The organism is Sorangium sp. So ce321 (genome assembly GCF_051530195.1).
Classification (GTDB): Bacteria; Myxococcota_A; Polyangia; order Polyangiales; family Polyangiaceae; genus Sorangium.
Map to the genome: position 1 here is coordinate 3,557,622 of NZ_CP150329.1, position 22,008 is coordinate 3,579,629.

The 22,008-nt window shown below is 70.0% G+C and carries 13 protein-coding genes and 2 pseudogenes; 11 read left to right on the top strand and 4 right to left on the bottom strand.

The genetic code is table 11. The features are described 5' to 3' along the window. Nucleotides 1-90 precede the first annotated feature (90 nt). Entirely contained in the window at nt 91-939 is an 849-nt protein-coding gene (locus WME89_RS13835) for an oxidoreductase (protein ID WP_438009649.1), read from the bottom strand. Nucleotides 940-1,064: 125 nt separating this feature from the next. Between WME89_RS13835 and WME89_RS13840 the strand changes: the two genes are divergently transcribed. Next, entirely contained in the window at nt 1,065-2,036 is a 972-nt protein-coding gene (locus WME89_RS13840) for a LysR family transcriptional regulator (protein ID WP_438009650.1), read from the top strand. Continuing rightward, a pseudogene (locus WME89_RS13845) lies at nt 2,033-2,149 on the top strand (putative immunity protein); the annotation flags it as partial. The gene WME89_RS13840 and the pseudogene WME89_RS13845, both read left to right, overlap by 4 nt. A gap of 60 nt (nt 2,150-2,209) precedes the next feature. On the opposite strand, the pseudogene WME89_RS13850 reads toward WME89_RS13845, so the two are convergent. Next, a pseudogene (locus WME89_RS13850) lies at nt 2,210-2,416 on the bottom strand (cytochrome P450); the annotation flags it as partial. Nucleotides 2,417-2,442: 26 nt separating this feature from the next. Here WME89_RS13850 and WME89_RS13855 point away from each other — a divergent pair. Further along, entirely contained in the window at nt 2,443-3,489 is a 1,047-nt protein-coding gene (locus WME89_RS13855; protein WP_438009651.1) for a chemotaxis protein CheB, read from the top strand. Between the two features lie 263 nt (nt 3,490-3,752). Here WME89_RS13855 and WME89_RS13860 read toward each other — a convergent pair whose 3' ends face one another. Then, the gene (locus WME89_RS13860) at nt 3,753-4,820 is read right to left on the bottom strand and encodes a lysylphosphatidylglycerol synthase domain-containing protein (RefSeq protein WP_438009652.1); all 1,068 of its coding nucleotides are present in this window, start codon (nt 4,818-4,820) and stop codon (nt 3,753-3,755) included. 406 nt (nt 4,821-5,226) lie between these two features. Here WME89_RS13860 and WME89_RS13865 point away from each other — a divergent pair, with 406 nt between their 5' ends. Then, the gene (locus tag WME89_RS13865; protein ID WP_438009653.1) at nt 5,227-6,501 is read left to right on the top strand and encodes a DUF1592 domain-containing protein; all 1,275 of its coding nucleotides are present in this window, start codon (nt 5,227-5,229) and stop codon (nt 6,499-6,501) included. A gap of 34 nt (nt 6,502-6,535) precedes the next feature. Here the strand turns inward: WME89_RS13865 and WME89_RS13870 are convergent, their stop codons facing one another. Continuing rightward, a complete protein-coding gene (locus WME89_RS13870) occupies nt 6,536-7,636 on the bottom strand; it encodes a TauD/TfdA family dioxygenase (protein WP_438009654.1) in 1,101 nt (366 codons plus the stop codon). Between the two features lie 924 nt (nt 7,637-8,560). On the opposite strand from WME89_RS13870, the gene WME89_RS13875 reads away from it, so the two are divergent. From WME89_RS13875 to WME89_RS13905, 7 genes are read left to right on the top strand one after another with little or no spacing between them, the layout of a single operon-like run. Next, nucleotides 8,561-10,564 (top strand): hypothetical protein, encoded by a 2,004-nt coding sequence (locus tag WME89_RS13875; protein ID WP_438009655.1) that lies wholly within the window; start codon nt 8,561-8,563, stop codon nt 10,562-10,564. A gap of 25 nt (nt 10,565-10,589) precedes the next feature. Further along, the gene (locus tag WME89_RS13880; RefSeq protein WP_438009656.1) at nt 10,590-11,780 is read left to right on the top strand and encodes a hypothetical protein; all 1,191 of its coding nucleotides are present in this window, start codon (nt 10,590-10,592) and stop codon (nt 11,778-11,780) included. After that, nucleotides 11,777-13,162, top strand: coding sequence for a hypothetical protein (locus WME89_RS13885; protein WP_438009657.1), 1,386 nt, complete (start codon nt 11,777-11,779; stop codon nt 13,160-13,162). Before WME89_RS13880 ends, WME89_RS13885 begins: the two co-directional genes overlap by 4 nt. Before the next feature lie 29 nt (nt 13,163-13,191). Further along, the gene (locus WME89_RS13890; protein WP_438009658.1) at nt 13,192-16,986 is read left to right on the top strand and encodes a hypothetical protein; all 3,795 of its coding nucleotides are present in this window, start codon (nt 13,192-13,194) and stop codon (nt 16,984-16,986) included. 59 nt (nt 16,987-17,045) lie between these two features. Then, nucleotides 17,046-18,554 (top strand): hypothetical protein, encoded by a 1,509-nt coding sequence (locus tag WME89_RS13895; protein ID WP_438009659.1) that lies wholly within the window; start codon nt 17,046-17,048, stop codon nt 18,552-18,554. Nucleotides 18,555-18,574: 20 nt separating this feature from the next. Further along, the gene (locus WME89_RS13900) at nt 18,575-20,860 is read left to right on the top strand and encodes a hypothetical protein (RefSeq protein WP_438009660.1); all 2,286 of its coding nucleotides are present in this window, start codon (nt 18,575-18,577) and stop codon (nt 20,858-20,860) included. 13 nt (nt 20,861-20,873) lie between these two features. Further along, complete coding sequence (locus WME89_RS13905) at nt 20,874-21,980, top strand: hypothetical protein (RefSeq protein WP_438009661.1); 1,107 nt, start codon at nt 20,874-20,876, stop codon at nt 21,978-21,980. Nucleotides 21,981-22,008 lie beyond the last annotated feature (28 nt).

The window sequence follows — 22,008 nt, forward strand, 5'->3', positions numbered from 1 at the left end:
TCGGCGGCCTCACGCCGCGCCAGCCAGCGGCAGGGCGAACCAGCCGCCCGCGACCCTGCGAGCGGCCAGCACCGCTCGGGCGCGCGAGCTTCATGCAGGAAAGTCCGTCGACGCCGAGACCGCGCGCCAGGCGGCGAGCTCCTGCGTCACGAAGGCGTTCTTCGCCTCGATCGCGGCGATGGCGTCGGTGCCGAGCGGGAGACGGAGCGGCGGGTTCTTCGCGCCGGCGAGCTCGACGACCACGCGGGCGAGCCGCACCGGGTCGCCAGGCTGCTGGAGGCTGACCTCCTTCGCGTAGCTCCGGACCTTGCCCGCGGTCTCCGCATAATCGGCGATGACCTTTCCCGCTACCACGGCGGACTTCGCCTCCAGGAACTCCGTGCGGAAGTAGCCCGGCTCGATGACCGTCACCGCGATGCCGAGCGGCGCGAGCTCGGCGTGCAGCGCCTCCGAGATCGCCTCGACGGCGAACTTCGTCGAGCAGTAGATGCCGAACCCAGCCCCCGACTGGTAGCCGCCCACCGACGAGAGGTTCAGGATCAGGCCGGCGCGCTGCTTCCGGAGCTGCGGAAGCACGGCGCGCGTCACCGCGAGCAGGCCGAACACGTTCGTCTCGAAGACGCGCCGCACCTCGTCGCCCTGGGTCTCCTCGATCGCGCCGACGACGCCGTAGCCGGCGTTGTTCACCAGCACATCGATCCGGCCGAACCGAGCGACGGCAGCCTCGACCGCGGCGGCGACGGATGCCTCGTCCGTCACGTCGAGCGCAAGGGGGAGGAGAGCCTCAGGCCGCCCGAAGCGGTCCGTGATGCTCCTCGGATCGCGCGCGGTGGCGATCACCCGATCGCCGGCGGCGAGCGCCGCGCTCGCGATCTCCGCGCCGATTCCGCGCGACGCTCCCGTGATGAACCAAACACGCTTGTTCTCGCTCGTTTCCATGGGGATCTCCTCTTCGTGGTCCGGGGGGTGCGCCCCCCTCGCAAGAACGAAGATGCGGCATCCCGGTCATGAAGAAAATGCGCAAAACGATTGATGCTTTATGAACCTGCGGTTCATAATCGGGCATGAACGACGCGCTCGACGGGCTCACGACGTTCCTCGCCGTGGGCCGCTGCAAGAGCTTCACCGCCGCCGCCGCGGCGCTCGGCGTCACCCCCACCGCCGTGAGCCAGAAGATCAAGCTCCTCGAGCGACGGTACGGCGTGGTGCTGTTTCAGCGGACCACGAGGCGCGTCGCGCTCACGGAGCCTGGGGCGAGCCTCTTTCAGCGCCTGCAGCCCGCGGTCGCCGACGTCGAAGGCGCGCTCGCCGCGCTCGGTGACTACCGCGGGCGTCCCTCCGGGAACCTCCGCATCACCGCGCCGCGCATGATCGGCGCACGGCTCCTTGCTCCGCTCGTGGCGCAGATGCGGGAGGCGTACCCGGAGCTGTCCATCGAGGTTTCGCTCGACGATGCCTTCGTCGACCTCGTGGCGGCCGGCTTCGACGCCGGCATCCGGCTCGGCGACGCGGTCGAGAAGGACATGGTGCGGGTTCCGATCACGAGCCACTCGTCCTGGTCGATCGTCGGCTCGCCGGCCTACCTCGAGAAGGCGGGGCGGCCGCGCACGCCGGAGGACCTCGTCCATCATCGCGCCATCCGCCAGCGCCTCATCGCGAGCGGCACCGTCTATCGCTGGGAGCTCGAGCGTCGAGGCAAGGCGATCACGGTCGATGTTCCCGGCGGCATCGTCGTCGACGATATCGCGCTCATGGTCGCGCTCGCGTGCGCGGGGTCAGGCCTCGCGTACGTACCCGACCAGGCCATCGAGCGCGACCTCTCCGAGGGACGGCTGGAGCGCGTGCTCGAGGCGTTCATCACGGAGGGACCTGGCATCTACCTGTACTTTCCGGCGCGCACGCAGGAGCAGCCAAAGCTGCGCGCGCTGATCGAGAGCGTCACGAGCGCTCGCGGGCAGAAGGCCAGGCGTCGCTCAGGTCGGACAGGCGCCTCCGGTGGTGGGGGCCCCGCGTCAGTGCAAGGAGGAGCACCGTGATTCTTCCCCAAAAACGCGATCCACGGTTCATCACCATCCGCCGCGGAGGGCTCCTGGATGAAGGCACCCATCACGCGTTGGCAATCTGGGCCGCAGATTGCGCGCAGCACGTCGTGGGGTTTTTCGATGAATACAGGCCAGACGATGACCGGCCGCGTAGGGGGGTGCTGGTCGAGCAGGTACCAGGCCCAGCTCCTCGCGTGCGCGGTCGTCTCGTTGCCCGCCACGAACATGGTGACGAGCTCGTCGCGGAGCTGCCGGTCATCCATTCCGCTCCCGGTCTCCGCGCGGCCGGCCAGCGCGAGGTCGCGCGGCGCGCCGGCCCGATCGAGCAGGCGGCTATTGCGTTTCGAGGGCGGCGCGCCATCCTCCCGTCTGATGAGACGACCTCGCCGCGGAGATCCCCGTGCTCAAGCGTGACGACGAGCAGCCCAGGAAGGACATCATCGTCGTCGGCGCATCCGCCGGTGGGCTGGAAGTGCTGAAGGAGCTCGTCCAGGGACTCCCGAAGGACCTCGATGCGACGATCCTCATGGTGCTCCACCTCTCGCCCGATGGCCCGGGCCTCGTCCCCGACATCCTGAAGCGGACGAGCGCGCTCCCCGTGGCCCACGCCGCCGATGGGGAGGAGATCCGCCGCGGGCGCATCTACATCGCCCCGCCGGACCGCCACCTGCTGGTCGACGGCTCCCGGGTCCGGCTCACCCGCGGCCCGCACGAGAACATGTGCCGCCCTGCCGTGGATCCGCTGTTCCGCTCCGCCGCCCTCGCGTTCGGGGCCAGGGTCATCGGCGTGATCCTCACGGGCAGGCTCGACGACGGCACCTCCGGCCTGTGGGCGGTCAAGGCGTGCGGCGGCACGACGGTGGTTCAGGACCCGAGCGACGCGTTCTACCCCTCGATGCCGCGCAGCGCGCTCCAGCACGTGACGGTGAATCATGTGGCGAAGAGCGCCGCGCTCGCGCCGCTGCTCGCGCGCCTTTCGCAGGAGCCGGCAGCGTTGAAAGGAGGGGGTAACATGCCCAGAGAGCTGGAGTTGGAAGTCCAGATCGCGAGGGAGGAAAACGCCCTGGCGCTCGGTATCATGGATCTGGGGCCGGTCACGCCGTACACCTGCCCCGAGTGCCACGGCGTCCTCGTGCAGCTCAAGGAAGACGGCATGACGCGCTTCCGGTGCCACACGGGCCACGGGTATACGCTGAGCACCCTGCTATCGGAGGTGACCCGGTACGTCGAGGACTCGCTCTGGAACGCGGTCCGGACCATCGAGGAGAGCATCATGCTGATGCGGCACGTATCGGATCACGCCCGCGACCAGGGAGACGTCGCCCACGCGGAGCTGTTCGACACCAAGGTGGCGCAGGCCAGCGAGCGCGTCGGGCAGATCCGTAAAGTGGTGCTGCAGCACGAGCTCGTGACCGGGGATCTGCCCAACGAACGCGCGAGCCGGTGAGCCAAGCATGTCTGTCGCGCGGCCCGGGCTCGCGGCCCGCCGCTGTCTCGGCCCGCCGCTCGTGCTCATCTCGCTCATCTCGCCACGGCGCCTCGCCCTCGTCAGCCGGGCCCAGCTCGCCGCGGGCGGCGCTCACGACGCCGCTCGGAGGATAGGAGGAGCAAGGTCCGGCGGAATTCGATAAAATGCAGATCTTCCGGCGGGATTCATGACCTGCGGTACGCAGTCCCTCGGCGGCTGTCTCCCACCCTGCGAGGGGCGGCTCAGCGCGCCGGAGGCCTGCGGCGCCACACGAACGCGGCGGCGATCCCCGCGAGCGCGAAGGCCGCCTGGAGCAGGTGGACGAGCACCGAGATGGCGATCGCGGAGCCCGCGGTGAGCCCGAGCAGCGGGGCGGCGAGCGTGAAGGCGCCGTCGGTGGCGCCGACCTGGCCCGGGATGAGGTCGCCGACCGCCGTGCCCACCGCGCCCACGCCGTAGGCGGCCAGCGCGCGGATGGGTCCGGTGCCGGCGCCGACGGCGGCGAGGAGCACGGCGTACTGCGCCGCCTGGATCGCGCGGCCGGCGACGCAGGCGGCGAACGGCCGGGCCGGGACGGGCGCGTGCTCGCGGACGGCCTCCTGGAAGGCGGCCGCGGCGTGGCCGGCGCTGGCGAACCGGCGGGCGAGCCAGGCGAAGGCGGCGCGCTGCCGCGCCGCGAAAGCGACGCCCAGGCCGCTCGCGACAAGGAGCGCGGCGTGCGCGAGCACACCGAGGGCGAGCGCGGAGGCGCCGCCGCCGATGCGCCAGATGGCCAGGGCGGCGAGGAGCGACAGCGGGGCCGCCGAGAGGAGCGCGAGCGACTGGTTCGCCGCGGCGATCGCGGCCGCGCGCGGGGCGCCGACGTGCGGAGAGAGGAGCGCCGCCTTGACCGCCTCGCCCGCGGCGCGGCCGGCCGGCATCAGCGCCATCACGGGGTAGGAGACGACGTGGATGCGAAGGAGCTCCACGGGCGGGACGCTCCGCCGCGGGCAGAGCGCGCCCGTCGCGAGCGTCTCGCAGCCGACGCGCGCGGCCTCCAGCGCGACGAGGATGGGCAGGAACGGCGCGGCGCGCGTCACCGCCGCGAGCATCTCCGCCGCGCCGACGTGCCGGATGAGCACACCGAGGGCGGCGAGGCCGAAGGCGCCGAGCACCGCGTGGAGCAGCGCCCGGCGGCGCGCGCTGCGGGCGGCGGCGCTGCGGGCGGGCAGCGCGGTGGCGGAGAGGGCCGCTTCCTCGCCGCCCCCCGCGCGCCCGGCGCCGCTGCCGGGACATTCCTCTGCCGCTCGGGCGGGAGGCAAGGGAGCCATGGGAAGGGCCTGCGCTGCGAGGTGCGTGCCGGCGCCGTGTGCGCGGCGTGCGCACGCCGCGGCGCGACGTAGCGCGAGGCGCAGGCGTCCTGGGAGCGCCTCGCGGCGTGCGCGAGCGCCTCGCGGCGTGCGCGAGCGCCTCGCGGCGTGCGCGAGCGCCTCGCGGCGTGCGCGACGCATGAGATCGAGGCCGGGCGGAGGCTTCCAGCGGGCGCGGCCGGGCGAGGCCTCGAGCGGGCACGACCGGGCGAAGCCTCCCGGAGCTCGGACCCGGCCGGATCCGCGCGCCGCGGCAGGAGGGAGAGCGAGAAGGGAGCAGAAGTCAGGCGCGGATCTTCCTCATCCCTCGATGGGAGTCCGTGAGAGACTGCCCTCCATTCCTATGACTTCCTTGAATCGTGGATCGTTGCGCCGTGGGAGATTCGCGGCCCTCGGGCTCGGCGCCGCAGCCGTGCTGCTGGCCGCCACCTCCGCGGGCGGCCTGGTGGCGTGCGGCTCATCCCCGAGCGACGAGGCGCCAATCGAGGCCGGATCGGGCGTCGGTGGCTCTGGCGGGACCGAGGGCTCGGGTGGTGTCGGGGGCTCGGGCGCCGGGGGCGAGGACATCATTCCTCCCGAGCTCCCCGACATCCCGCCGGCCACGCCGGACGTCATCGCGCCGCGCCTGACCAGGTTCCTGTGGAACGACGCGGCGCTCGCCGGCGAGATCAGCGGGCGCCTCGGCGCTCCCGTGGAGGCGCAGGCCGTCCAGGCGCTGGCGCGCGAGATGCTCCAGGATCCGCGCGCCAGGGACGGCGTGGGGCGCTTCTTCGGCTGGTGGCTGCGCTCGAAGCTGCTCAGGGCCTTCACCCCCGAGGGCCAGCCCGCCGACGACCCGCTGCTCGCGTCGATGCGCAAGGAGGTCGCGGCCTACGGGAGCGCGGTCGTCCTCGACGAGGACGGCACCCTCGATACGCTGATGCTCGCGCCATACACCTTCGTCGACGCGCGGCTCGCGGAGCACTACGGGATGAGCGGCGTCGAGGGCGAGGAGCCCACGCGCGTGCCGTACGGCTCGCCGAACCGGATCGGGCTCTTCACCAGCGCCTCGATCATGAGCACGTTCCGCAGCGCGTTCCCCGTCACCTGGCCCGTCAAGCGGGGCTGGCTCGTCCGCTCCGCATTGCTCTGCACCGAGCTCCCCGATGGGTCGCCGCCCGAGGAGCTCGATCTCGGCCGCTCGATCCGCGAGCAGCTGATCGAGGCGACCGCTTCGAAGGCGTGCAGCCCCTGCCACAGCCAGCTGAACCCGCCGGGGTTCGCCTTTCTCCGGTTCGACAGCATGGGCCGCGAGCTCGCGGACGACGGCGGCCAGCCGTTCGACACCTCCGGCTGGGTGACCGGCGTGCCAGGCGAGCCCAGATACAGCGATGTCCGCGAGCTGCTCGAGATCTTGAAGGAGCTCCCGGAGGTACACCGCTGCATCGCGCAGATGGCGCTGCACTACGCGACCGATCCCCTCTCGAGCGCCAACACGGGCGTTCCGGCGGCGGTGGCGCCGCGCATCGTGGCGCTATCGAAGGACTTCGGCCGCTCGGGGCGCAGCCTGCGCGAGCTGATCGTCGACGTGGTCGGGACCCCCGAGTTCCTCGGCGAGCCGGAGCTCACGTGGGGAGCTCCGGACCCAGACCGGCTGGAGTGAGCGCCGCCGGGCCCTCGCGCGCCTGGCCCGGCGCTCACGCCGGAGCGAGCGGGGCGTGGAGGCGCGCGCCGGGCACGACGATGCCCCCGCGGTCGCCCGGCGTCAGCGCGCCGTACCGCTCCCGGAACACCGGCGGCAGCGGCCGCGCGCCGGGCGGGGCGAGCCAGAGGCGGAGCAGGTGCCGCTTGCGATCCGGATCGGGCCAGTCGTCGAAGGCCGTCCGGTCGTGGAGCAGCGTGTGGTTGTGCACGAGCTGGATGTCGCCCGGGCGGAGCTCCATGGTCATGTGGAGCGCGGGGTCGTTGGCGAGGGCGTCGAAGAGGTCGAGCGCCTCGACCTGCCGCGCCGTGAGCGGCGGGACGCCGGGGAAGCGGCGCGCCGACTCGATGTACTGCCTCTGGTAAACGGCCGACAGGAGCCCAGCGTGCCAGTTGAACACCGGGATGCGGAAATAAGGCCTCTCGCCCGCCGGCACCTCGCCCCGGCGATCTGTCTCGATGGGCGCGAACAGCGCCTCGACGAGGTCCGGGCGCGCCCGCCGCAGCTCGTTGTACAGCGTGACCGAGCTGACCAGCGCCGAGAGCCCGCCCGCCCTCGCGGTCCGGAGGCAGAGCAGCGCCACGACGTCGCACGAGTCGGTGTGGAAGGTCTGCCGCTCGCGCGTCTGGTAGATGCGCACGCTCGGGTCCTGGCTCGACAGGCCGAGGTCCTTCACGTGCCCGAGGACGTGCCCGCTCGCGTTCTGCGAGCGCGCGCTCCCCAGGTGGCTGCCGATGCCGAGGAACGCGATCGCGGCCGCGCGGAGGTCGCCGCGCTCGAGGCGATCGAGCCAGCCGCCGCGCAACCCGCGGAGGAGGGCGAAGCCGCGGCCGTCGAGCACGTCGTCGAGCACGCGGCGGAGGCGCGCGGCGAGCGACGGCAGCGGGAAGTCCTCGGGGCGGAGCTGGGCCGGGTCGGCGCCGGTCTCGGCGAAGCGCCGCACGGCGGCCTCGACCTCCTCGACCTCGGCCGGCGTGAGGTGCTCGAGCCAGACATCGCCCTGCGCCATCGCGGGGCCGTACCAGGCCGCGGGGCCGTCGATCCATGAGGGGATCTGCGAGAGGTAGGTGTCTTGTGGGGTCTCTTCGGGGCGCATGTTCCTCCGTGCCGTCGCGACGCGCCCCCCGCCGCGCGCGCCGGCACGCCGGGTGAGCTGGGGTGATCGTACCACGCCGGCGCCGCCCTCCACGCCGGCTCCGCGCGGCTGCCGCTCGCAGCGGAGAGCACCTCTGCCAGCGGCCGAAATACCATGGGTGCGTGGCCGGGCGGCGCTGCCGGCGCGACTGACGCGCTGGAGCTGGAGGCTCGGGCGGACAGCCGAGCTGCGCCGTCACCGTCGAGGCTCGCTCCGCCGAGGCTCGCTCCGTCGGCGCTGCCGGCGGCGACGGCGACACCCGCCCTGAAGTCACCGAGTGGGTACGGATTCGTCCGCGACGGAAGCGCATCGCAGGGGACCACCGTCGACCCCCCGTCTCCTCCGCTCCCTGGCGGCACAGGCGCCAAGCGACCCACGGCGATTGCCGCGTCCGCTCGGCATTGTGCGCGGCTCGCGTGCGTGGAGCGATGCTCGGGTGGCGGGTAAGCGAACGGGTCGGGGAGGCCATAACAAAATAATCTGAAGGGGCGCTCCCCGTGGCGGCATCAAGTGCAGCGAGCTCCCCGGATCGGGCGGCGGGGAGCACACCATCCGCGAGAGCAGACGCAACTCTACTCTAATTTTACTCGGCGAATTCATGCCCACGGCGTCGTCGACGCCGTCGACATGAGGCAACAAGCTGGAGTTTGCGCTGCGCTCGCAGGGTCCACACGTTCATTCAGAACGTCTCAAAACCTCCAGCCGCCAGGCAGCCGAGGGCAGCCTGGCGACTGGAGTCCTGAGAGGCGCTCAGAGCGGATTTGCGTAGCATAATTACAATATAGTCAGGACCCGGGATCGAACGGCTCTGCGCGATTGGGCATGGGCTCGGGTCGCGCCGGTCAGCGCGACGATCCGGGGTAGGACGAAAAGGCGGAGGACGGGGTGAAGATCGTACAACAACGGTGCGTCGCGGCGCTGGCGGCCGCCTCGCTGGGCTGGGTGTCTGGCTGCGCCAGCGAGGCGCAGCCCGCGGTAGACGAGTCGATCAAGGGCACTGCCGCGTCGGCGATCATCGGGGCGAACGTGACGGAGGTCCTCGTCTACGACAATCCGGACCTCGCAGATGACCTGCCGCGCGAAGTGCCGGTCGTCGTGAGCTTCAAGGATAACAAGCCCAACGTGGTGTTCCAGATCGGCTGCGGCTCGAACTACGGGCCGATCCTGGAGGGCTTCGGGTACCCGCGGACCCTCGACCTCAACCAGGCCGCCTTCTACGACTCGTTTGACGCCATGAAGGCGCAGATCGAACGCGACGCGGGCGGGCAAGTTCCCATCCATACGCTGCGCTGCGACGCAAACCCCAACGTCACACGCCAGCAAATTTTCCAGGTCTACCGGCGCGTCGACGCCGATCTGGGGAAGGGCGAGGCCGAGTACTACCTCCGTCTCCGCGACGATCCGGGGACGATCTACAGCGTCGGCTGCAGCAACCTGCTCTCGGCGCTCTCGTGGACGGTGGCGGACGGCAGCAACATCGAACAGGTGAGCATCCCCATCAACCGCGCCGTCCTCGATGTCTGGAAGGCGCAGGAGATAGCCGCGCGGGAGATCAACTGCCACTCGAGCACCGGGCGAGCGCTCCCGCGAGCCCGCCGCGATCTCCCGCAGCAGCCAAGCGAGGCGAGCTACAGCGCCGAGGCGGAGCTCTACCTGGTTCGCTACCCGTTCACCGGGATCAGGACGCGCGTGACGCCTTACCTGATCGCCGGCGGGAAGGGCTACGCGATCGACTGCGGTTCGAACGCAGACATGATGAAGCAGGCCTTCGGCTTCGACCCGGCCGCGACGCTCGAGGAGCTCTCGACGAGCGACCCGCGCTTCACCGCCTCGGATCCTGACCGGCAGCCGCACCTCGCCTGCGACAGGAACGTGAAGATCTTCCAGACGGCCGACCAGTCGCCCTCGGCCCGCTATTTCCAGCTCAACGGCGCCAAATCGCTGGTTCGCTTCACGTGCCCGAGGGCCGCGAATTTCTTCGCCGGAGGGGCGCCGCCGGCGCAGTCGGTCCCGAGGGCGGCCGTGCCGTACCTCTTCATCGATCCGAACGCTCCGGCCAGCCAGACACGGATGCTGGAGGTCGGGTGCTGGGGCCCCGGGCGCGCCAGGATGGTGGAATTGTTCTTCTGGGTGTTCGGGCGGGAGCCGAACGAGGGAGAGCTTCAGAACACGACGACGATCTATGAGGCGCACAACGGCGCGGGATCCCCCAGAGAAGAGGTCGAGGCCAGGACGATGGCGTCGCTCGCCGGCTACGTATTCGGCGGGAGCGCCGACTCGCTTCACGACATCCTCGGTCGCGCCATCGGCGACGGGAAGAGGAGCAACCCGCGACGCATGAACCTGGACGGCGGGAATGTCTTCGGCGAAGATCGGTCGTACTTCACCAGCGAAATCGACGGCAACCGCGATCGGGCGGCCCGGACCGGCCTCTACAGGTTTGTGAACGACCGCGTGGCGAACGCGACGCCCGCGTCGCGCGACGAGCTCTTGGCGAGCTACGATTGGGCCTACGGATGCTGGCAGACGCCCGTGGAGGTCGGCCCGTGCCCTGCGGCTGAGGGGCTCGCGTGGTGGACCGGCGAGTTCTACAGCACCGGCAACAAGGACAGGAACTACACACGACGCTCGCTGGAGGCGGAGCACGCGAGCTATCTCAAGAGGTGCTCTGACCACACCAGCGGCTGCTTCTACGAGATCGAGAACGTCACCTCGCGCGCCTGCCACAGGAGCGGCAGACCGTGCGTCGGAGACGCGAGCTGGGCGGACTACATAGCTGCGATGATCCGTGACAACTGGATACCAGCGAACTACGCCTCGATCATCTGCCTCGTGGAGACCGGCGGCAATCCTGGGGCCGATGCCTCGGGTTGCCGACGGGAGCGCTGACGTCCGCCTCGATGGGAGTGATGAGATGAAGATCCGCTATCCAAGCATCGTCGCCGGCGCCGTTTGCGTCGTCGGCTCGGCCGGCGCCGCGAACGCCGACGTGGCGCCGCCTCCCGCGTGCGCGGCGGCGGCCTCGGAAGGGTCGGTGTTCACGCAGAACAAGCGCCTCTGTTACGAGACGCTCGCGGCGCGCGGAAACTACCAGGAGATCGTCGATCTCATCGAGGTGGAGAGCCTCGGGCTCACGCCGCAGGAGCGGTACTTCCTCGGGATGGCCCACTTCGGGCTGTCGAACCGGACCGGCGCCGACAGCCTCCGGTGCCACGCCGCGGTCCGCGCCAGCGAGCTCCTCGAGGCGTTCCTGACCGAGCAGCAGGTGCTCTACCGCGAGCAGCACTCGTTCGGCACGTCCGACGACATGAAGTACACGTACCACGCGACCAAGATGATGGCGGCCCTCGAGGCGGTGAAAGGGTGCGAGGAGTCGTCGCACACGCCGGCCAGCCTGGAGCGCTACGGCCGGCGGTACGCGGTGGAGCGCCTGCGGGGGCTCTTCTACAAGTCGTCGGGGCCGGACGGGCTCCGCGACCGCTTCGGCGAGAAGATGACGCAGCTCGGCGATCAGATGAAGGCGTTCGTGGCCACGGCGTCCAGCGTGGAGACGCGCTGCGGCCTCAACTTGACCGAGATCGACGTGGGGCGGCAATACCTCTTCGGGATCAAGGACCGCATCAACGGCCTCTTCGGCGCCAATGCGGTCAAGGTCGCAGAGCAGCCCGTCGGGGGGGACGAGTCGTTCCCCAGCTTCGTGTACGACGCGACGTGGAAATCGCAAATCCTCGGCACGATCGGCGCCAGGACGACCCACTTCACAGATCTCATCTTGCCGGAGAAGCGCGGAGAGATCGCGGTCATCGAGGCGGAGATCATCGCCGCGATCGGCGGCATGTCGATGGAGGATTACGTGAGTCGCAAGGAGCAAACGGTGATCGAGCTCAGGGATCTCTCTACATCGCTGATTCTGGGTACGAATTTCTGGACGGCGATGGAGGCGCCCGAGCGCGCCGGCAGGGCCGCGCTGGACGACGCCCTCGCGCAGCCGAACCGGAACGAGCTCGCCCGGACAGCCGCGCACGTCGAGACGCTCTGGCAGGACGGGATGGCGAGGTACTGCAATCCATCGAGGCCGGCCTGGTACTGCAGGAGGACGCCGTGAAGAAGCGCACCTGGCGTGTCGCCCTGGCCATCGTGCCCGTCGCGTCGCTCGCGTCGCTCGCTTCCCACGCGGCCTCGCTCCCGACCCCGAGCGGCCCCGCGATCGAGGTGCCGTCGTTCGTCGATGTCGACGAGGCGTTTCGCCGGGCGACCGGGGGGCGGCCGCTCGACACAGCGCTCCTCTCCTTCGCCTCGAGCGAGCTGCGCCCGGTGTCGTCGGGCGGCGGCAGCTCGGGCGGGGGCATCATCGATGAAGACGCCGTGCCGATCGAGGAGGTCACCGGCTCCTCGACGACCGTGCGCCTCCTGCCCATCGCCGGCGTCGCGCCGGCCACGGCGCGCGAGCTCCACCGCCGCGTCGCGCTCCTCGAGCTCCTCGTCGGGGCGCTCCGGAGCTACCGCGAGCCCGAAGGCGCCCCGGCGGGCCGGAGCGACGAGATCCTGCAGATGGCGAGCACCGTGCACCTCGAGCTCTTCGTGGCCCATAGCCTCGCGTACCTGGAAGGGCAGACGCGGGAGGAGAAGTGCCTGTCGTACCAGCGGGCGATCGAGCACGCGCGCTATGTCGGGTTCGGCGCCGACTCCGGCCTCCCCGTGCCGGTCCGCGCCGGCTGGGACACCCTCCTCGAGGAGGCCCGGACGTTCCACGCCGGGCCCTTCTCCGACCAGATCCCGGCGAACCTCTGCGCGATGCGCAAGGCGGTGCGCAAAGCCGAGGTCGAGTCGATGCTCCGCGCCGGCATCGACCAGCGGATACGCTCGCGCGTCGAGGCGGAGATCGACGCTACGTCGCAGAGCCTCGCCGAGAAAGAGCGGCAGTACGCGGCGGCCCTCCGGGACTCGGCCGTGGAGCTCCCGACGCGCGAGATCTTCCTGCTCAAGAAGACCGTCGAGGACACGGCTTCGCTCTACGAGTTCGTGGAGCGGGACACGCTCGGCCTCGAGCGGGCGCCGGCCACGACGCCTCCGGGGCAGCCGCTCATCTCGCGGCTCCGCGCGAAGCGCAGCGAGATCGACCGCATCCGCGCCAACGCCAGCGCCGCCGGGGTCGACGCCGACGTGGCGGCGGCGCACGGCACGCTCGAGCGCCACGCGGCGCTCCTCGGCGCCGTGGCGGAGACCCTCCGCGAGATCGCGCGGACGCCAGGGCTCGACTGGGCGACCCAGGAGAGGCTCGGCGTGTGCGCGACGATCCCCGACGCGCTCACGCCGGAGAACTTCGCGGAGTACGCCGGGCGCGTCGACGCCTGTCTGACCGAGGCGGCACGAGCGTACGGCGCGCTCAAGGAAGCGGCGGGCGCGAGCGACCCGACCCAGATGGCCTTCGTCGAGAGAGTCTCGGGGCTCTCGAAGGCTTATATCGGGTACATCAATAGCCTTTAGCCCCGCGGCAAAGCTTGTTGGAGCAATCCATGAAAAGACTGCTGTCTTCATTCGCCCTTGGCCTCTTGCTGCTGCCTTCGGCTGCGCGCGCCCAGGAGCGTGCGCAGGAGATCGAGTGCGTCCCTTCGAACGAGACCGCGATCCGCGCGGAGGTGGGGCGCCTCGTCTCGGAGCTCAAGATCGCGCAGTACCGCGCGAACATGGCGCTCCTCGAGGACAGCTTCGGCGAGCTCGAGGCGCTCGTCGGCGCGAGGGGGACGTGCCCCGAGTCCATGACGGTGCGCGTCTGCGACGCTGAGTGCTATTACCAGCGCGCGAACGTCTATCGCTTTCGCGCCACGGGGCTGCCGCTCCTCAACGCGAAAGGGGGCGGGGCGCCCGGCGACACGCTGACGAGCCCCGCAGAGCTCCTCGCGCAGGCCACGAAGGGGCTCGAGATCGTGGAGCAAGGGATCGCGCGCCTCCCGCGGCAGACGAGCTCGGGGACGGGCGAGGAGCAGAGGAACATCGCCTTCAACCGGTATCTCAAGGCGATGGCGCAGCTCCAGGGGCTCAAGGCGAAGCTGCTCGTGGCGGCGGGCGACGTCTGGTACCGCGAGGCTTCCGTCGCGCGGCTCGACCACATGAGCTACCTGGTCGGCGAGGCGCTCGGCGACGCGCCCGCGGCGGACGGGGACAAGGGGAGCGAGTACTACAAGGCAGCCACGTATTACGATCAAGCGTTCTGGCTCGTCATGGAGGTCAACGGCTCGCTCCCCGATCGGGACCTCTTCACCGCCGAGCTCGCGACGCTCGCCGCGATCGAGAAGGACGTGACGCTCCGCCTCGAGTCGGTGCGCAAAGGCTATCTGTACATCGACATCGATCCCGAGGATTTCCCGCTCGTCAGCGTCGAGCGGCTCGGCCAGCAGCTGCGGATGCAGGAGGCCGCGATCGAGCAGCAGGACCTGAACATCCAGGGCATGCTCGAGGCGTGGGCACGGAAATACACCGATCTCCAGAACCAGAAGTTCGACATGGCCAACATGAAGCACTCTCGGGCCATCGAGCTCGAGGTGTACAAGATGGCGCAGCTCCAGGACATGGCCGAGCAGCTCAAGAACGACGTGCAGCAGAAGCTGAGCGCGCTCCAGAGCGATATATCGACGTTCGAGCTCGAGCAGAGGATCCGCGTGCTCGAGCTGGCCTTGAAGCGCGAGACGAAGGAGCTAGAGAACCAGATCGTGCTCTTGAGGGGCCAGCGCGAGCAGGATCTGCTCGCGCTCGACCAGGACGCGGTGCGCGAGCAGATATCCGAGATCCAGTTCAACATCGACATGACGCTCGCCGCCTTCAACTTCGAGATGCAGCGCGACGGCCTCGAGCTGCAGATCGACGAGCTCTCGAACCGTATCGCGTCCGACGACAAGGAGCTCGAGCTCGTCGACAACCGTAAGGCGCAGATCGAGCGGCAGATCGCGCTGGAGCAGAAGCGCATCGACGGCTCCGAGATCGTCACGAGCCGGCTCCGGACCTCGCAAGAGACGGTGTTTCAATCGATGCGCGTCCCCGTCGTGCACCAGATTTGCTCGATCGACGCCGAGCTCGCGTTCTACAGCGGGGCGGCGCAAGGGTTCACCGATCCGATCTCCGGGGCATCGTGCGCGAGCCCGCCGTCCGTCGAGACGCCGAAGCAGGAGCTCATCGATGAGATCTGCGTGGCGCGGAAAGAGCTCTCTACCAAGAGCAAGGAAGAGATCGACAAGATCAGGGCGTGCATCGACGGCTCTGGCACGAGCTGCTCCACGAAGGACGAGAACCTGAAGCGGGTCGCGGAGGAGCTCTACAATCAAAACCTCAAGATCTTCGACCACCAGCGCGAGATGTGGCAAACGACGGTCGATCAGATCAACGCTCGCATGCGGGCGCTCGACGCGGCGATGGCCGAACAAAACGGCCTCGATGGGCTGAAGGGGGCTGCGCTCGCGCTCTCGGCCACGGCGGCCGTCCTCGCGGCCATCCCGGACGGCGACACCGGCATCATGGGCATATTCCCCGTCAAGACGTTCCGCTTCGTCGAGGCGGCAGCGGCGGCGGCGAAGGTCGCTGCCGACACGGCAGCGCAGGTCTACGAGTGGCAGTTCGGGGAGCTGCAGTTCGAGCAGATGATCGCGCAGGAGAGGCACGAGCTCAACGTTCGGGTCGAGGAGCTCAGGAGGGAGATCAACGCCCTCGACATCCACAAGCTCATCGAAGAGTGGACGAAGAAGCGGGCGCTCGCCGAGATCTCGGTCCAGCTCGCGCAGCTCGACAAGGAGGTCGTCGAGATCACCGGCGAGGAGAAGCTGCACGCGATCCAGTGCAGGCTGGACCGGGGGGAGCTCGCGGCGACGGTCGCGAAGCTGCGGGCCGACCGCGCGGCGCTGGTGGCCGATCTCCAGACCAAGTCGGACGAGTCGGCGCTCGTCGACTTCGACATCGACGAGCAGGAGAACGTGCGCGAGCAGTCCCAGATCGAGATCCAGCGGCTCACCCTCGCGCTCGGGGAGCTCGAGATCGAGGCGAGCAGGATCCAGCAGGACAAGCAGAACCTCCTCGCCATGCGATCGTCCATCGAGGCGCAGATAAGTCGGATCAGCCACTACCAGGGGAAGGTGCACGACCTGGAGGGGCACTACGACGCGACGCGCGAGGTGCTGAACGACATCCGCGAGAAGATCCGGAAGAACACCATCAACATCTCGGAGGGGCAGATGGCGTTCCTCGCGTCGGTCATCGAGGACGAGAGGGCGGCGACCTTCGCGCAGATCGAGGACCTCCGCCGGCAGATCCGGATGGTGGAAGAGGCGAGGGATCTCGAGCACGAGCTCCTGGCCATCGAGCGGGAGATGCGCGACGCGGTGCTGGAGAGCCGCGCTCGCATCATGGGTCTCGTGGAGATGGCGCCCGTGAACCACGCCGCCGAGGTCCTCTTCTGGGACTTCGAGAACATGCAGGCGGAGCTCACGCGGGGAGCGACCGAGTTCCTCGAGGCCAAGCGCCGTGTCGTCGAGAACGTCAACTTCACCTACAATCTGTACCGGAACCGCTACAACGTGCTGAGCGACTTCGCCGGCGACGTCGGGCACCTGTCCTCGGACAGGACGTTCATCGGGACGGCGGCCGAGCTGGATTCGTTCCTCAGCGACTGCGGGACGGTCGGCACGAGCGAGGTCTGCCGGCCTTCTTCGCTCGCCTGGAGCACCGAGACGATGGCCGGCAGCGTGGCCGAGTTCACGCTGGAGAAGACGAGCGGGCTCGTGTCCGAGCTCCTCGAGAATGGACGCGCGCGCTTCGAGATCTCGCCCTTCGCTGCCTCGCAGGAGGATAGCCGGAACCTCGGCAACTTCGTCCTCTGGGACGAGATGACGATGAACGAGCGCGAGCCGATGCGCCTCGTGCACGTGCTGGCCGGGGTCTCGAGCTCGTCGTGCCGCTCTCAGCAGATGCAGATGACCCACCTCGGGTTTGGCACCGTCTTCTCGCGCCTGTCGAAGGACAGCAGCGAGATCGTGCCGAGCCTCGTGGTGAAGCGGCCAGTCGCGGCGTTGATCCCGGTGTACGGCGGCTCGGACATGGATCTCATGAACGACGAGTACCTCCGCTTCCGTCGCGGGCCGTACACCGCAGAGGGGCTCGAGCGGCGCCTGACCGACGGCCTGATCCAGAACGCGTATCCGTTCGTGGGCCATCCGCTCGTGGGCACGTACGAGATCACCGCCGACGAGAACCTGGTGCGCTGCCTGAGCCAAGGTGCTCCGTCGTTGAAGCTCGGGTTCATCTTCGTGCGCAAGCCGGTGCGCTGACGTTCAAGCGCAGGCCGGCGAACGGAAGCAGCTCTCTGAGGATAGAAGGAGTCTGGCCGATGGTTCGACAGGATTTGGCGTCGTACGTCCCGCTCTGCATTGCGGCGGTGTTCGCGACGCTCCCGGGGATGAGGATGGCGGCGGCCCAAGAGGACGACGAGTGCTCGCGCGACCTCGCGTCGTGCGACCTGCAGGAGCGGAAGACGCACCTCCGCGCGCAGATCTGGTCCGGTCGATGCGATCCGTCGCAGTGGGACGCGCTCCCGCGGCAGGGTTATCCCATCGAGAGGGTTGACGGTAATCTCAAGGTCAAGGTGGGGCCGCGCGCGCCGGTGCACTTCCTGAACGGCGTGTGCGAGGCGCATCGCCCGGACGGCGATGTCGACCACGGCCTCCACGAGCTCGAGAAGGCCGCGACGGTGGGCCTGCTCCCGTCGCAGAGGAACGCGGCGGCGCTCTTCGAGGGGCTCCTCCACTGCCGCAAGCTCGCGCAGCTCGAAGATCGGTACCAGGGCGAGCTCACCACGAAGCTCGCTCCCCGAGAGGCGTTCTGCATGCACCGGGGCATGGCCAAGGCGAGCTTCACGCGCGTGCGGTGGGAGGGGCTCGAGATGAGCTACGACGCCTCGGACTTCAGCCTGACGGGGCACGCCGAGAGCATGGCGCAATGCTACGCGGATTACCTGCACGGAGGGCACGACGCCACGTGCGGTGTCGTGTCGTCGCCCTCGCCGGCGGCCATCGACGCGGCGGCGGAGGCCGTCTCCAACGACATCCTCGCGGATTATTTCGGCGCCGCGACGGAGGCCGCGCCCCCCGGCGACAGGGCGGTTCCGCCGCTCAAGGCGATGCTGGCGCGCAAGATCGAGATGGCCGACAGCTCGCTCCAGGACTCGGCGGCGCTCCTCGGCGGCCTCGTGCAAAAGAAGGATCTCCTCGTCAGCTCCTACCAGGGGATGGCGTCGATGTTCTGCCTCCCGGGGAGCGAGACGACGGGGCTCTGCTCGGGGCCGCTCCCCTCGGCCGTGACGCGCCTTCACGAGGGGTACGAGCGCGCGGTGCTGCGGAGCCAGACGATCCTCGACTTCGTCGATCGCTGGGTCAGCGGTCTCTACGAGTACCAGGGCAGGGACGTTCGCGTGGAGCTGCAGAGGAGCCACGAGGGGCTCCGCGACATGCTCGCGCGCGCCGAGCTGCCTGCGGTCCCGAACGAGATGACGCTCCTGCAGAAGCTCGATCTCATGAAGCGCGACATGGCGCTCCTCGCCGACCGGAGCGCGGCGGAGAACGACCTCCTGAAGCGGCAGTGCAGCATCTACTTCTGCGAGATCCGGAACCGCAACCGGACGTTCTTCACGAACGCGTGCAACCAGATCGACGCCGTCGCCGGCCGCCCGGTGAAGGACGTGAACGCGCTCTGCGCGGCCGACGTCGCCGGAACCGTCATCGCCGGCGCGCAGACGGCCGCCGCGCTGTGCAGGGGGGTGGGGCTTCCGGCGTCGTACGTCTCCAACACGGCGATGAACACGAGGGCGGTCGACGCCTGCATGAGCGAGTTCCACCCGTGACTGCGCGCGGCGAGGCCAAGATGATGAAGCGAACATGGTTGTGGGCGCTCGTTCCGATCGTCGCGAGCGCGTGCGGAGATGCGAGCGAGCCGGAGATGACGAGCGAGCACGCCCTGGCGGCCGCCGCCAGGCCGACGCTGCTTCGCTACCGCGCGCTCGGCGCGGCGGGCTCGGAGATGCGGTATGCCGCCGAGCTGCCGCAGGATGACGGCACGACGATCCTGCTCCGCCTGGAGGGGTGCCTCGAAGAGCGCGCGGTGCGCGAGCTCTTCGGCGTGAGGCGGAGCGCGATCGCCGAGAGGACCGACGTCATCATCGGCGCGACGGCGCCGATGATCGCGTGTCCGGATCGGATCGCCGCGGATGCGAACGTCTACGCGGAGCCAAGGACGCAGGGCCTGTCGCGCCTCGAGTACCGGCTGGATGGCGAGCCTCCCCAGGCCGGACCCGGGCGCTATCTCGTCATTCCCAACCGCTGCGGGGGGCTGATGAGGCACCTCGGCATCGCCGAGCGCGCGCGGCGCGCGCCGGCCCCTCCTCTGGGGAGCCCCGGCTGGACGCCCGAGCCGGGCGCCACGCCGATCCAGCTCTCGTGCGCGAATGAGCGCGCGACCGAGCCCTACGACGGCTGGGAGGTCCACTCGGCCTGGTTGCCGAGCGTGGAGTTCCGGTGGATGGTGCTTGTCAAGAAGGGGGATACGTCGTTCTTCGTCGAGTCGCTCGACGGGCGGCCCTACAACGACCTCACCGACGCCGAGCGCGCAAGGGGGCTCGCCGGCCTGAGGACGCTCCTCGCCGTGCCTGGCGCTTCGGAGTCGACCGACGTCGTCCCGGAAGACGAAGAGATCCGGCCCGACATGCCGTTCTTCGACGTGTGCCTGGAGCGGTGTGGCGCGGCGGACTGGATCCCGGCGCACAAGGTCCTGAGGGACGGCTACCTCGAGTGCGAGAGCGGCTCGCTCGATCCGAGCACCGGCGGGTGCCTGGACGGGGAGCGAAGGCGCTCCACGGACCGCCTCGAGCTCAACGGGACGACGAGCCGGCGCGCGCCGCTCGGCGGCGTCGTCCTGGATCTGCCCATCTGCACCGCGGGCGAGACCTGGGAGCGCCATTTCGGCCTCGCGGGCCACGACGGCGGCGGGACGTGGCTAGCGCGGCTCATCGCGGCCTACAACGCCGGCAAGGGCGAGGGCACGGCCCCGCCTCTGGTCTCGCTTCCGTGCCTCGTGCCGGACCGCACGTGCTCGGTCAAGCTCCGCGAGGGCACGGACCTGTCGACCACGACCGTCGCCACCCTGACGCGGAGCTGCGCGGTGGACGCCGAGGCCCTGGAGGTCCACGTGGGCGAGCGCGCCACGGTGAGCCGGCCGCCGTTCACCCTGGATGCGGCGGTGCTCCCCGCGAGGATGCGCAGGGTGCGCATGGTCGGCGAGCCTGAGGGATCGATCATCAGCGTGGCGCAACCCACCTGCGGCTTCGGCTCGAGCGCCGCGTGCACCGAAGCGCAGCCGGCCGTCCTGGTGCAGGGGGATCTGACGGTCGATCTGGAGCATCTCCGGCTCGTGTCGCGCGCCCCCACGGGGAGCACCGCGGGCCCGCCGGCGCCGCTCGCGCGCGTGGGCGTGCAGGCGGCGGGCAGCGCTGCGCGAGGGCTCGTCCTGCGGGTCCGCGACGTGGTCATCGGCGGCGACGCTGCGCCGGTGTTTTACAAAGGCATCGTGTTCTCGGGAGGCACGCTCGCGCTTCACAGCTCGAGCGTGCGCGCCTTCACCGATGGGGTGTCGGCCGACCGGGCACGCGTATCCATTGTCTCGTGGCCAGTCGCCGGGGTCCATACGATCGAGTCGCTCGCCCAGCCTGGGCTCACGGCGGATGACCTCGTCGATCTCCGGGGGGAGTGGATCGGGGGCTCGGTCGCGAACTTCCGCGCGTTGACGCTCAGCGCCGATGTGCAGGCGTTCGTCGTCGGGATGCGCGTGTCAGGCCCCATGGCGGTGGCGTGGAGCGACGACCGCGCGACGTGGAGCGAGGACGGGCTCCTCGCGGTCGACAGCACGTTCACGAGCGCTCCCGGCTACTTCGATCGTGAGTCGGTCATGCTCTCGGTGGCGGGCAGGGGCCAGCTCAACTTCGTGAACACCAGGGTCGTCAACTTCGGACACGTGCTCCGCTGCCCCTCGCGGCTGTCGGGAGGGACGGCGAAGATCATCTTCGACAGGCCGGAGTTCGACGAGATCACATATGGCCTGAGGCAGGGAGCCTGCACCGTCGAATCGGCGACGCTGTGGGACCCCACGGGCGAATAGGGCGAGAAGGACCATGACCAAGAGGAAGGGAATCGTCGCCGCGGCCGCGGCGGTGGGGATCGTGTCGCTTGCGCTGTCGCTCGCGTACGTCGTGTTGCGCCGCGCCGAGGTCGACAGGGGGGTCGATCTCGAGCTCGCGCAGTCGGTGAGCGCTGACTTCGGCGCGCGCGTCGAGGAGCTCTTGAAGCCTTACCTGGAGCGGCAGCCGGGCGTGCGCGTGCGCGTGACCTACAGGCCGCTCGCCGAGGAGGGCTTCGCCAGCGCCCGAGGCGCGCACCTCGTCCTCCGTCCTTTCGAGCCTGCGGAGGCGGGCGACGCGCCGCTCTTCGCCGCGGACTATGCGGTGCTCGCCTATGACAGGAGCCGCGTCGCCGAGCCGCCGGCGAGCTTTCCGGATCTCATGGCGCAGGCGCTCTCGATGAAAGCGAAGGGGGAGGTGTCGTATGGCCTCGCCCTCCCCGAAGAGGTCTATCACCTGCTCCCGTTCTTCTCGGACGTCTTCTGGCCTGCTGCGCCGTCCCAGGAGGCGAAGACTACCGCGCGGGACGCCTTCGCGCTCCTCGGTGATCTGCGCTTCACGTACGGCCTCTCGCCGCATGCGTGCGCGTCGGACTGCGCCGCACGCTTGCTCGTGGAGGGGCAGGCCCCGTTCGCGGTCCTCGGCGAGTGGCGGATCCCCGCGCTCCGGCGCGAGCTCGGCGAGCGCCTCGGCGTGGCGCCGCTGCCGTCGCTCGCGCGCGGTGGGCCGCCGCTCAGGGGCGTGCGGCGCACGTACGGCGTGCAGCGCGCGCCGGCGCTGAAGGATCGCGAGACGACCGCGGCGGACGGGATCGTCGCCTATCTCCGCGGCGAGGGGCAGGAGCGCATCTTCGCGGCGCTCGGGAAGCTGCCGCTCTCGGGTTCGCCGGGCGGGACCGGGGGCGGCGCGGACGCCAGCGCGCCCGAGCAGGTGGAGCAGGAGAGCGCGCTGCGCGCGCCCGCGGTCTCGGTGGATCGGGCGAGCGTGCGCGCCGCGGAGGCGGCCCTGGCGCCGGTCTGGGTGGAGTTTGCCGACGGGCGCATCGGCGCGGAGGGAGCCGCGCGCGCGCTCGTCGAGAAGGTCTTGGCGGTTGATCGTTGAAGGGAGCGAATTGACAATGAAGCGAAGA